Origin of the sequence: Planosporangium mesophilum, from assembly GCF_016863255.1 — a bacterium.
Classification (GTDB): domain Bacteria; phylum Actinomycetota; class Actinomycetes; order Mycobacteriales; family Micromonosporaceae; genus Planosporangium; species Planosporangium mesophilum.
In genome coordinates this window covers 78,883-90,456 of the sequence record NZ_BOON01000035.1, presented here as the reverse complement: position 1 = coordinate 90,456, position 11,574 = coordinate 78,883, and the positions used below count along the sequence as shown (strand labels likewise).

Below are 11,574 nucleotides of genomic sequence, written 5' to 3'. Positions count from 1 at the left end.
CTAAAGGGCGAGGGTACCTTTGGCTGCCGCGATGAACGCCTCGCGCAGTGTCCACAGCCGACGGCGAAGCTCGCGGTCCGTCTCGGCCGACACCGGGTCGATCGCGTCGAGCACCGCCACGTACTCCGCTACCGCCGACCGCAGCGCGTGGGCGGACGCGACGACCTCGGACGAGGTCAGCAGCCGCAGCCGGGTCTGGAGCCGCCGCATCTCGTGCTCGACGGCCACCGCCTCGCGCCGCAGCTCGGCGAGCCGGCCGGGGTCACCGCCGGACCAGCTCAGCCGGACCGCCGCCTTGACCGCGTCCTTGCTCTGGAAACTCGCGTCGAGAAACGCCCGGAACGTCTCCACGAGCGCGTCGCGCGCCCACTTCACGTGTTCCCGCCGCCCGGACAGGTACAGGTTCACCCCGGCGAACACCGCGGCGACGGACGCGGCCACGGCCGAGAGCACGGTGGGAAGTAGATCCACGCTCTCAGCATCGTGACCGCGCCGCGTCGCCACAAGGTGGACCCGCGTCGGCCGCGCGGGGCCGGCTCAGTCCGAGGTGGTCTCCGGACGCAGCTTCGCGTGCAGTTCCTGCAGCGGGCGTACCGTCATCTCGCCCCGGATCAGCGCCTCGATGCCCATGACGGCCGCCGCGGCGCCCGGCAGGGTGGTGATGCACGGGATGTCCGCCGCCACCGCGGCGCTACGGATCTCGTACCCGTCCAGCCGCGCCCCGGAGCCCTGTGGCGTGTTGATCACCAGGCTCACCTCACCCGACGCGATCAGCTCCACCGCGTCGCGGGTACCGTCGTCGCCCTCGAAGTGCTTGCGCAGCACCTCGCACTCGACCCCGTACCGGCGCAGCACCGACGCGGTGCCGTCCGTGGCGAGGATGGAGAAGCCCAGGTCGGCCAGGCGCTTGGCGGGGAAGACGATGCCCCGCTTGTCGCGGTTGGCCACCGTGACGAAGATCTTCCCCGACGTGGGCAGCGAGCCGTACGCGGCGGCCTGCGACTTCGCGAACGCATGGCCGAACGTCCGGTCGATGCCCATGACCTCGCCGGTGGACTTCATCTCCGGGCCGAGCAGGCTGTCGATGCCCTTGCCGGCCGGGGTGCGGAACCGCTTGAACGGCAGCACCGCCTCCTTGACGGCGATCGGCGCGCTCTCCGGCAGCTTCCCGCCGTCACCGGAGGGCGGCAGCATCCCCTCGTCCCGCAGCTCGTCGATGGACGCCCCGAGCATGATCCGGGCGGCCGCCTTGGCCAGCGGCACCGCCGTGGCCTTGGACACGAACGGCACGGTACGCGAGGCGCGCGGGTTGGCCTCCAGCACGTACAGGATGTCGTCCTTCAGCGCGTACTGGACGTTGAGCAGGCCGCGCACCCCGACGCCGCGCGCGATGGCGGCGGTGTAGCGGCGCACCTCCGCGATGTGCGCCGCGCCCAGCGTGATCGGCGGCAGCACACAGGACGAGTCGCCGGAGTGGATACCGGCCTCCTCGATGTGCTCCATGACGCCGCCGAGATACACCTCACCGGTCGCGTCGCAGAGCGCATCCACGTCGATCTCGATGGCGTCGTCGAGGAAACGGTCGACCAGCACCGGGTGGTTCGGGGAGATCGCGGTGGCGCGGCCGATGTAGTCGCGCAGCGTCTCCTCGTCGTACACGATCTCCATACCCCGCCCGCCGAGCACGTACGACGGCCGCACCAGCACCGGGTACCCGATCTCGTCGGCGATCGTCTTGGCGTCGGCGAAGCTGGTCGCGGTGCCGTGCGCGGGCGAGCGCAGCCCGGCCTCGTCGAGCAGCTTGCCGAACGCGCCCCGCTCCTCGGCCAGGTGGATCGACTCCGGCGAGGTACCGACGATCGGCACGCCCGCCTCTGCCAGGCGCCGGGCCAGGCCGAGCGGGGTCTGACCGCCGAGCTGGACGACCACGCCCACGACGCCGGGGCCGCCGGCGGCCAGGCCGGACGAGTTCTCGGCGTGGTACACCTCGAGGACGTCCTCGAAGGTCAGCGGCTCGAAGTACAGCCGGTCGGCGGTGTCGTAGTCGGTGGAGACGGTCTCCGGGTTGCAGTTGACCATGACGGTCTCGTAGCCGGCCTCGCGGAGCGCCAGCACCGCGTGCACGCACGAGTAGTCGAACTCGATGCCCTGGCCGATGCGGTTGGGCCCGGAGCCGAGAATCAGCACCTTCGGCCGGTCGGACCCGGTCACCTCGGTCTCGTGGTCGTACGACGAGTAGTGGTACGGCGTCTTCGCGGCGAACTCGGCGGCGCAGGTGTCGACGGTCTTGTACACCGGCCGCAGCCCGAGCCGGTGGCGCAGGGTGCGTACCCCGTCCTCACCGGCGAACTCCGGCCGCAGCGCGCAGATCTGCCGGTCCGACAGCCCGGCGCGCTTGGCCCTGCGCAGCAGCGGCTCGTCGAGGACGGCCGCCTCCAGGATCTCGGTGCGCAGGTCCACCAGCGAGGCGAGCTGGTCGACGAACCACGGGTCGAAGCCGGAGGCGTCCGACACGTCCGTGACCGACGCACCCAGGCGCAGTGCCCGCTCGGCCGTGTACAGCCGGCCGTCGTGCGGTACCCGCAACGCCTCGAGGGTCTCCTCCAGCGTCCGGTCGGGATCCGGCAGCGTCCAGAATCCGGACGCCTTCGTCTCGACCGACCGCATCGCCTTGCCCAGCGCCTCGGTGAAGTTGCGGCCCAGCGCCATCGCCTCGCCGACCGACTTCATCGTCGTGGTCAGCTCCGGGTCGGCGCCCGGGAACTTCTCGAACGCGAAGCGCGGGATCTTCACCACGACGTAGTCGAGCGTCGGCTCGAACGCGGCCGGCGTCTCGCGGGTGATGTCGTTGGGGATCTCGTCGAGGGTGTACCCGATGGCGAGCTTCGCCGCGATCTTCGCGATCGGGAAGCCGGTCGCCTTGGACGCGAGCGCCGACGACCGGGAGACGCGCGGGTTCATCTCGATGACGACGATCCGGCCGTCCTTCGGGTTCACCGCGAACTGGATGTTGCAGCCGCCGGTGTCCACGCCGACCTCACGCAGCACCGCGATGCCGAGGTCACGCAGTCGCTGGTACTCGCGGTCGGTGAGCGTCATGGCCGGCGCGACGGTGACCGAGTCGCCGGTGTGCACGCCCATCGCGTCGACGTTCTCGATGGAGCAGACCACGACGACGTTGTCGTTGCGGTCGCGCATCAGCTCGAGCTCGTACTCCTTCCAGCCGAGCACGCTCTCCTCGATGAGGACCTCGTGCACCGGGGACTCGGCCAGCCCGCTGCCGGCCAGCCGGTCGAGATCCTCGGGGGTGTGTGCCATTCCGGAACCCAGCCCGCCCATGGTGAACGACGGCCGGATCACGACCGGCAGGCCGAGCTCCGCCACGGTCTCGCGGACCTCGTCCATCGAGTGGCAGACCCGGCTCCGAGGAACGAGGTCGCCACCGGCGGCATCGCTGAAGCCGATGCGAGCACCGGCTTTGGCGACGATGTCCTTGAACAGCTGCCGGTCCTCGCCGCGGCGGATCGCCTCGATGTCGGCGCCGATCAGCTCGACGCCGTACTTCTCCAGTACGCCGGACTCGTGCAGCGCGACGGCGGTGTTGAGCGCGGTCTGCCCGCCCAGCGTCGGCAGCAGCGCGTCCGGCCGCTCCTTGGCGATCACCAGCTCGACGAACTCCGGAGTGATCGGCTCCACGTACGTGGCGTCCGCGTACTCCGGGTCGGTCATGATCGTCGCAGGGTTGGAGTTGACCAGCGTGACCCGCAGGCCCTCCGCGCGCAGCACCCGGCAGGCCTGGGTGCCGGAGTAGTCGAACTCGCAGGCCTGGCCGATGACGATCGGCCCGGAGCCGATGACGAGAATGTGTTTGAGGTCGGTCCGCTTAGGCACGCTTCACCAATTCCAGCAGGCGGTCGAACAGGTAGTCGGCGTCGTGTGGGCCCGCCGCGGCCTCCGGGTGGTACTGCACGGAGAACGCCGGGGCGTCCAGCAGTCGCAGCCCCTCGACCACGTTGTCGTTGAGGCAGACGTGGCTGACCTCGGCCGGGCCGAAGGTCGTCGCCACGGTCTCGTCCAGCGGGGCCGCGACCGCGAACCCATGATTGTGGGCGGTCACCTCGACCCGGCCGGTGGACCGGTCGAGTACCGGCTGGTTGATGCCGCGGTGACCGTACTTGAGCTTGAAGGTGCCCAGGCCCAGCGCCCGGCCCAGGATCTGGTTGCCGAAGCAGATGCCGAACAGCGGCACCCGGCGCTCCAACAGCGACCGGGTGAGCGTGACCTGGTCGTCGGCGGCGGCCGGGTCGCCCGGGCCGTTGGACAGGAACACCGCGTCGGCGCCGGTGGCGAGGACGTCGTCGACGCTCGCGGTCGCCGGCATCACGTGGGTGGTGATGCCGCGGGCCGCCATCCGGCGCGGGGTGTTGCGCTTGATGCCCAGGTCGATCGCGGCGACGGTGAGGCGATGCTCGCCCTCGGCCTTGACCGTGTACGGCTCGGCCGTGGTCACCTCACCGACCAGGTCCGCGCCGGTCATCTCCGGCGACCGGCGTACCCGCTCGAGCACGCCCGCGACGTCGTCGTCCACGCTGGAGATACCGACCCGCATCGCGCCGCGTTCGCGCAGGTGCCGGGTGAGCGCCCGGGTGTCGACGTTGCAGATGCCGACCACGCCCTCGGCGGCCAGCCGATCCTCCAGGCCGCCTTTGGCGCGCCAGTTGGAGTACGACCGGGAGGGGTCCCGGACCACGTACCCGGCCACCCAGATCTTGCCGGACTCGTCGTCCTCGCCGTTGACGCCGGTGTTGCCGACGTGCGGCGCGGTCATGACCACGACCTGGCGGTGGTACGACGGGTCGGTCAGGGTCTCCTGGTACCCGGTCATGCCGGTGGAGAAGACGGCCTCACCGAAGGTCTCCCCCACGGCGCCGTACGCCTCGCCGCGGAAGGTCGTGCCGTCTTCGAGTACGAGTACGGCGCTGGGTCTGCGGGTCATTTGACCGCCTTTCCGTCGAGAACCGTCGGCTCGCCGCGCAGGAACGTCGCGACCACCCGGGCCGGCAGGGTCAAGCCTGCGTACGGGGTGTTGCGGCTACGGCTGGCCAGGTCGGCCGGCTCCACCCGCCAGCGGGCGGCCGGGTCGACCAGGGTGATGTTGGCCGGCACACCGACACCGATGTCGAGGCCGTGGTCGGTGAGCCCGGCGATGCGGGCCGGGGTACGCGACATGCGTTCCGCGATCCCGTCCCATCCGAGCGTGTCCAGCGCTACGTCCACGACGATCGACAGCGCCGTCTCCAGCCCCACCATTCCCGGACGTGCGTAGGCCCACTCACACTCCTTGTCCTCCAGGGTGTGCGGCGCGTGGTCGGTGGCAATGATGTCGACCACTCCCTCGATCAACGCAGTGCGCAAGGCCGCAACATCGCTTGCGGTACGCAGCGGGGGGTTGACCTTGAAGACGGGGTCGTACGAGGTGGCGCGCTCGTCGGTGAGCAGCAGGTGGTGCGGGGTCACCTCGGCGGTGACCCGGACACCGCGCCGCTTGGCCCAGCGCAGGATCTCGACGCTGCCCGCCGTGGAGACGTGGCAGACGTGCAGCCGGGCGCCGACGTGCTCGGCGAGCAGCACGTCCCGGGCGATGATCGACTCTTCGGCCACCGCCGGCCAGCCGGTCATGCCCAGGCCGGCGGCGACCTCGCCCTCGTGCATCTGGGCGCCCACGGTCAGCCGCGGCTCCTCGGCGTGCTGGGCCACCACCCCGTCGAAGGCCTTCACGTACTCCAGCGCGCGCCGCATCAGGCGCGGGTCGGACACGCAGTGGCCGTCGTCGGAGAAGATCCGCACCTGGGCGGCGGAGTCGGCCATGGCGCCCAGCTCGGCGAGCTGGGTACCTTCCAGGCCGACGGTGACGGCGCCGACCGGCTGCACGTCGACCAGGCCCGCCTCCCGGCCGAGCCGCCAGACCTGCTCGACGACGCCGGCGGTGTCGGCGACCGGCGAGGTGTTCGCCATCGCGCAGACGGCGGTGTAGCCACCCATTGCCGCAGCGCGCGATCCGGTCTCGACCGTCTCGGCGTCCTCGCGGCCGGGCTCGCGAAGGTGGGTGTGCAGATCCACCAGACCGGGCAGGGCGACGAGCCCGCCGGCGTCGATCTCGCGCGCGTCGACGGCGGAGAGGTCGTTGCCCATTTGAGCAACGACTCCGTCGCGGATCACCAGATCCGTCGCCGGTCCACCGAGGACACTCACACCCTTGATCAGATACGTGGTCACACTTTCCCCCCGAGCAGTAGGTAGAGCACTGCCATCCGGACGCTCACGCCGTTGGCGACCTGCTCGACGATGGTGGAGCGCACGGAGTCGGCCACCTCCGGCGTGATCTCCATGCCCCGGTTCATCGGGCCGGGGTGCATCACGATCGCGTGTTCGGGCAGCCGTCGCATCCGCGCGGTGTCCAGGCCGTAGCGGCGCGAGTACTCGCGGGCGGACGGGAAGTACGCCTCGTCCATCCGCTCCCGTTGCACCCGCAGCATCATCACCACGTCGGAGTCCGGCAGCACCGAGTCGAGCTGGTAGCTGGTCCGAGCCGGCCACGCCTCGACCCCCACCGGCAGCAGCGTCGGCGGCGCGACCAGCGTCACCTTGGCACCGAGGGTGTGCAGCAGCAGGACGTTGGAGCGGGCCACCCGGCTGTGCAGCACGTCGCCGACGATCGCGACGTTGAGTCCCTCCAGCCGCCCCAGCCGGGAGCGCATCGTGTACGCGTCGAGCAGCGCCTGGGTCGGGTGCTCGTGGGTGCCGTCACCGGCGTTGAGCACACTCCCGTCGACCCAGTGTGCGAGCCGGTGCGGCGCGCCGGAGGCGGGGTGCCGGACCACGACCCCGTCGGCGCCCATCGCCTGCAGGGTGAGCGCGGTGTCCTTGAGGCTCTCGCCCTTGGAGACGCTCGACCCCTTCGCAGAGAAGTTGATCACGTCGGCACTCAGCCGCTTGGCCGCCGCCTCGAACGAGATGCGGGTCCGGGTGGAGTCCTCGTAGAAGAGGTTGACCACGGTACGACCACGCAGTGTGGGCAGCTTCTTCACCTCGCGGTCAGCGAGCAGGGCCATCTCGTGGGCGGTGTCCAGGACCAGCGTCGCGGTGGCCGCGTCCAGGTCCGCGGCCGACAACAGGTGTCGGATCATCGGGTACCTCCCAGCAGGCGCACCTCGTCGGTGCCGTCGGTCTCGGCCAGCGCGACCCGCACGATCTCGGCCAGCGCCGTCGGAATGTTCTTACCCACGTAGTCGGCGCGGATGGGCAGCTCGCGGTGGCCCCGGTCGACCAGCACGGCCAACTGCACGGAGCGCGGCCGGCCGAGGTCACCGAGCGCGTCCAGGGCTGCCCGTACGGTGCGGCCGGAGAAGAGCACGTCGTCGATCAGGATCACCCGGCGGCCGTCGATGCCGCCCGGCGGCAGCTCGGTGCGGCCCAGCGCCCGCGCTCCGCGCAGCCGCAGGTCGTCGCGGTACAGGGTGACGTCGAGCGCGCCGACCGGCACGGCCACGTTCTCGAAGGTGTGGATGCGCTCTGCCAGCCGGCGCGCCAGCGGTACGCCCCGGGTGGGCACGCCCAGCAGGATCGTGTCGGCGGCGCCGGAGGTCTTCTCCAGAATCTGGTGCGCGATCCTGTCGACCACCCGGGCGATGTCGGCGGCCGAGAGGATCGTCTTGACGGGCCGGTCAGGGGTGCCGGCGTCACGCGACCGTGACGGCGCGTCCGTCCCACCGGAGGCTGCCGGGGCTGAGGAGAAGGTGGCGGCCGGCGGGCGGGGCGGGGCCGCGGTGCCGCCCGTGCTAGCGAGCCGATCTGCGGCGCTACCAGGGGAATCGGCGCGGTCTGAGGCGCCGGGATCCGCCGGTGGGCCGGATGGTGGGTACGACAAAGAAGGACCTCCTTCCCCGCCTCACGGGACGGGTCGTTAAAGGACGTCGGGCCGTCCGCAAGCCTAGCAACCGGGCTGACCAGGGAAACGGAAGGGTCACGACCACTTGACCACGTGTCTCAACCCGATTACGGTCACGCTCCGTAGCGATTGCTCGGGAGAATCCTCGGGCCAGTGACTGGGAGTGTCCGTATGCCGTCTGAATACGCCAAGTCTCTTGGTGCCCGCCTGCGCTCTATCCGACAGCAGCAGGGCCTCTCCCTGCAGGGCGTGGAGGAGAAGTCGGCCGGGCGCTGGAAGGCCGTCGTTGTCGGCTCGTACGAGCGCGGCGACCGCGCCGTGACCGTCTCGCGCCTCGCCGAGCTGGCCGAGTTCTACCGGGTACCCGTCGCGGAACTGCTTCCCGAGGGTAGCGGCGTACGGCACGAGCCGACCAACAAGATCGTCCTGGACCTCGAGAAGCTCTACGACCAGAGCAGCGAGGACCTGGCCTACGTCGCCCGGTACGCGCGCGCCATCCAGCAGCAGCGCGGCGACTACAACGGCCGGGTGCTCTCGATCCGCGCCGACGACCTGCGGGCGCTCGCCATCGTCTACGACTTCTCGCCCTCGGCCCTGGTCGAGCGGCTCACCGAGGCCGGCGTGACCGTCGCCGACCCGCGCAGCCTGTTCAACTCCTGACCGACGCCTGTCGACAACAGCGCCGGCCCAGAAAGAGCGGTGGCCCCACAAGGGGCGGCCACTCCTCCTGGACCGGCGCTGTTGTCGACAGCGGTCCTGTGGTTGTCAGCGGTCCTCAGCGAGTGGCGTACTCGGCGATCCGCCCGAGCACGCCGTTGAGGAAGCGCGGCGAGTCCTCGGTCGACAGGATCTTGGCCAGCTCCACGGCCTCGGTGATCGCCACCGCGTCGTCGATGTCCTCGCGGTAGAGCAGCTCGTTCACTGCGATGCGGGCCAGGTTGCGGTCGACCACCGGCATGCGGTCGAGGGTCCACCCCTCCGCGTAGCTGGAGATCAGCTCGTCGATCCGGTCGCGCTCGCGGGCAACGCTCTCGACCAGGGACACCGTGAAGTCCAACTGCTCCGGCCGTGGCTCGGGCAGCCGCTCCAGGTACGCCTCGAGCATGTCGGTGATCGGCGCCTGGCGGAGGTCGGCCTCGTACAGCACGTCCAGTGCGCGCTTGCGGGCCTTCCGCCGCGACGACATCGTCGACGTGACGTCTCCGGTGAAGCTGCGGCCGCCGGGCTTGCTCATGACTGACTCACGCCCGTCCGAGGTAACGGCCGTCGCGGGTGTCGACCTTGATCTTCTCGCCGTTGGAGATGAACAGCGGCACGTTCACGGTGGCCCCGGTCTCCACGGTCGCCGGCTTGGTGCCGCCGGTGGACCGGTCGCCCTGCAGGCCCGGCTCGGTGTACGTGATCTCCAGGACGACGCTGGTGGGCAGTTCCACGTACAGCGGCACGCCCTCGTGGGTGGCAACCGTCGCCTCCGCCTCGGGCAGCAGGTACTTCGAGGCGTCACCGACCGTGGCGCCCGGTACGTGGATCTGGTCGTAGGTGTCGAGGTCCATGAAGACGAAGTCCTCGCCGTCGGCGTACAGGTACTGCATCGTCCGCTTGTCGACGGTGGCGGTGTCGACCTTGGTACCCGCATTGAAGGTCCGGTCGACGACCTTGCCGGAGAGCACGTTCTTCAGCGTGGTCCGCACGAAGGCGCCGCCCTTGCCCGGCTTGACGTGCTGGAACTCCACGACGGCCCACAGTTCGCCGTCGAGGTTGAGGACCAGGCCGTTCTTGAGGTCATTGGTGGTGGCCATACGTACGCGTGTCTCCGTCTTCGGCTCGCCTACTGAACCGAAGAAGTGTACCGACCCGAACGTGATCACCCGTCGATGGCCCCCACGCTCCCGCCGGGATCGTGAGCACCCGGCGGGCCCGTCGCACCGCGCGGTGTCCAAGATCCCGGCGCGGGCGCGTCACCTACGCCTCGCGGGCCGGCCCGGCGAGGTGGTGCAGCGCGAGCCGGTACCCGTCGACGCCGAGCCCGCAGATCACACCGGTCGCGACGGCGGAGACGACCGAGTGGTGCCGGAACTCCTCCCGGGCGTGGATGTTGGAGATGTGCACCTCGACGAGCGGGGCGCGGAGCATGGCGCAGGCGTCGCGCAGCGCGTACGAGTAGTGTGACCACGCTCCGGGGTTGAGCACGACCGCGACGCCGGCGTCGGCGGCCTCGTGCAGCCAGCCCAGCATCTCGTGCTCGGCGTCGGTCTGGCGCACCTCGACGTCGAGACCGCGCTCCTTGCCGGCCGCTACGCACAACTCGACGAGGTCGGCGTACGTGGTGCGGCCGTAAACCTCCGGCTGGCGGGTGCCGAGCCGCCCCAGGTTCGGCCCGTTGAGCACGTACACCTTCACGATTGCGCCACCTCCGTGTACGCCGCCCGCAGCAGCTCATCCGACGGCCCGTCCAGAATGGACGGACTTGCCAAACCGTCCAGCACGACGAAGCGCAGCCGGGCGCCGCGCGCCTTCTTGTCCACCCGCATCGCCGCGTGCAGGTCCGCCCACGCCTCGGCCCGGTACGACACCGGCAGCCCGAGCGAGGTCAGCACCGCCCGGTGCCGGGCGGCGGTGGCGTCGTCGAGCCGGCCCGCGCGGCGGGCCAGGGACGCGGCGTAGACCAGGCCGACCGAGACCGCATGACCGTGCTTCCAGCGGTACCCTTCGATCTTCTCGATCGCGTGGCCGAGCGTGTGGCCGTAGTTGAGGATCTCCCGCAGGCCCGACTCGCGCAGGTCCTCCCCGACGACCCGGGCCTTGACCCGCACCGACCGCTCGACGAGTTCACGCAGCGCGGCGCTGCGCGGGTCGGCCGCGGCGGCCGGGTCGGCCTCCACGATCCCGAGGATCCGCGGGTCCGCGATGAACCCGCACTTGACGACCTCGGCCAGGCCGGCCCGCAGGTCGTCGGCGGGCAGCGTGTCCAGGGTGGACAGGTCGCAGAGCACACCGGCCGGCGGGTGGAAAGCGCCGACCAGGTTCTTGCCGGCGGCGGTGTTGACGCCGGTCTTCCCGCCGACCGCGGCGTCGACCATGCCCAGCAGGCTGGTCGGCACCTGCACCGCCCGTACCCCGCGCAGCCAGCAGGCGGCGACGAAGCCGGCCAGGTCGGTGACGGCTCCCCCGCCCACCCCGACAACCGCATCGGTACGGGTGAAGCCCGCCCCGCCGAGCGCGTCCCAGCACCGGGCGGCGACCTCGATGCCCTTGCCCGCCTCGGCGTCGGGTACCTCGATCGGCAGCGGGGCCAGCCCGGCGTCGCGCAGCGCGGCGACGACCCGGTCGGCGTACCCGCGCAGCGGGGCCGCGAACAGCACGGCCACCTGGGCGGCGCCCTCCAGCAGCGGCGGCAGGGAAGTCAGCAGGTCACGGCCGACGACCACCTCGTACGGCTGGTCCCCGGCGACCGTGATCACGGTGGGTTCACTCATCGCGTCCGGATCCTACTCCGAGCGCCGAAGCACCTCCTGGTCCCGCCGCACCGCCCATGATCCGGGAGGATTTTCCGTGCTCGGACACGGAAAAATCCCCGTGATCATGGAAGTGACGGAAACCGGGCGGGGATGACGGGCGTCACAACG

Annotated in this window: 11 protein-coding genes; 1 reads left to right on the top strand and 10 read right to left on the bottom strand. The window is 70.8% G+C overall.

Translation table 11 applies throughout. The annotated features are described in order from the left end of the window. The 6 genes from Pme01_RS19635 to pyrR form a co-directional block, all read right to left on the bottom strand. Positions 1-471 carry a hypothetical protein gene (locus tag Pme01_RS19635; protein WP_168116666.1) on the bottom strand — a complete coding sequence of 157 codons (471 nt, stop codon included), beginning with the start codon at positions 469-471 and terminating at the stop codon, positions 1-3. Positions 472-537: 66 nt separating this feature from the next. Beyond that, a complete protein-coding gene (gene carB / locus Pme01_RS19630; RefSeq protein WP_168116665.1) occupies positions 538-3,891 on the bottom strand; it encodes a carbamoyl-phosphate synthase large subunit in 3,354 nt (1,117 codons plus the stop codon). Then, the gene (gene carA / locus Pme01_RS19625; RefSeq protein ID WP_168116664.1) at positions 3,884-4,996 is read right to left on the bottom strand and encodes a glutamine-hydrolyzing carbamoyl-phosphate synthase small subunit; all 1,113 of its coding nucleotides are present in this window, start codon (positions 4,994-4,996) and stop codon (positions 3,884-3,886) included. Before carA ends, carB begins: the two co-directional genes overlap by 8 nt. Beyond that, positions 4,993-6,276 carry a dihydroorotase gene (locus Pme01_RS19620; RefSeq protein ID WP_168116663.1) on the bottom strand — a complete coding sequence of 428 codons (1,284 nt, stop codon included), beginning with the start codon at positions 6,274-6,276 and terminating at the stop codon, positions 4,993-4,995. The genes carA and Pme01_RS19620 overlap by 4 nt, the downstream gene beginning before the upstream one ends. Next, positions 6,273-7,187 carry an aspartate carbamoyltransferase catalytic subunit gene (locus Pme01_RS19615; protein ID WP_168116662.1) on the bottom strand — a complete coding sequence of 305 codons (915 nt, stop codon included), beginning with the start codon at positions 7,185-7,187 and terminating at the stop codon, positions 6,273-6,275. Before Pme01_RS19615 ends, Pme01_RS19620 begins: the two co-directional genes overlap by 4 nt. Next, positions 7,184-7,708 carry a bifunctional pyr operon transcriptional regulator/uracil phosphoribosyltransferase PyrR gene (pyrR, locus tag Pme01_RS19610; RefSeq protein WP_203935747.1) on the bottom strand — a complete coding sequence of 175 codons (525 nt, stop codon included), beginning with the start codon at positions 7,706-7,708 and terminating at the stop codon, positions 7,184-7,186. Before pyrR ends, Pme01_RS19615 begins: the two co-directional genes overlap by 4 nt. Positions 7,709-8,119: 411 nt before the next feature. Here pyrR and bldD point away from each other — a divergent pair, with 411 nt between their 5' ends. Further along, entirely contained in the window at positions 8,120-8,608 is a 489-nt protein-coding gene (gene bldD / locus Pme01_RS19605) for a transcriptional regulator BldD (RefSeq protein ID WP_168116660.1), read from the top strand. Between the two features lie 115 nt (positions 8,609-8,723). Here bldD and nusB read toward each other — a convergent pair whose 3' ends face one another. From nusB to aroB, 4 genes are all read right to left on the bottom strand, one after another. Further along, a complete protein-coding gene (gene nusB / locus Pme01_RS19600) occupies positions 8,724-9,134 on the bottom strand; it encodes a transcription antitermination factor NusB (RefSeq protein WP_168116721.1) in 411 nt (136 codons plus the stop codon). 55 nt (positions 9,135-9,189) lie between these two features. Continuing rightward, positions 9,190-9,747, bottom strand: a complete 558-nt coding sequence (gene efp, locus Pme01_RS19595) for an elongation factor P (RefSeq protein WP_168116659.1) — start codon at positions 9,745-9,747, stop codon at positions 9,190-9,192. 163 nt (positions 9,748-9,910) lie between these two features. After that, complete coding sequence (gene aroQ / locus Pme01_RS19590) at positions 9,911-10,348, bottom strand: type II 3-dehydroquinate dehydratase (protein ID WP_168116658.1); 438 nt, start codon at positions 10,346-10,348, stop codon at positions 9,911-9,913. Beyond that, entirely contained in the window at positions 10,345-11,424 is a 1,080-nt protein-coding gene (aroB, locus tag Pme01_RS19585) for a 3-dehydroquinate synthase (protein WP_168116657.1), read from the bottom strand. Before aroB ends, aroQ begins: the two co-directional genes overlap by 4 nt. Positions 11,425-11,574 lie beyond the last annotated feature (150 nt).

What these genes read in the sequence shown, in the direction of transcription:
- nusB (WP_168116721.1), bottom strand. Translation starts at nt 9,134, where the DNA reads ATGTCGTCGCGGCGGAAGGCCCGCAAGCGCGCACTGGACGTGCTGTAC.
- bldD (WP_168116660.1), top strand. Translation starts at nt 8,120, where the DNA reads ATGCCGTCTGAATACGCCAAGTCTCTTGGTGCCCGCCTGCGCTCTATC.
- Pme01_RS19615 (WP_168116662.1), bottom strand. Translation starts at nt 7,187, where the DNA reads ATGATCCGACACCTGTTGTCGGCCGCGGACCTGGACGCGGCCACCGCG.
- carA (WP_168116664.1), bottom strand. Translation starts at nt 4,996, where the DNA reads ATGACCCGCAGACCCAGCGCCGTACTCGTACTCGAAGACGGCACGACC.
- efp (WP_168116659.1), bottom strand. Translation starts at nt 9,747, where the DNA reads ATGGCCACCACCAATGACCTCAAGAACGGCCTGGTCCTCAACCTCGAC.
- aroB (WP_168116657.1), bottom strand. Translation starts at nt 11,424, where the DNA reads ATGAGTGAACCCACCGTGATCACGGTCGCCGGGGACCAGCCGTACGAG.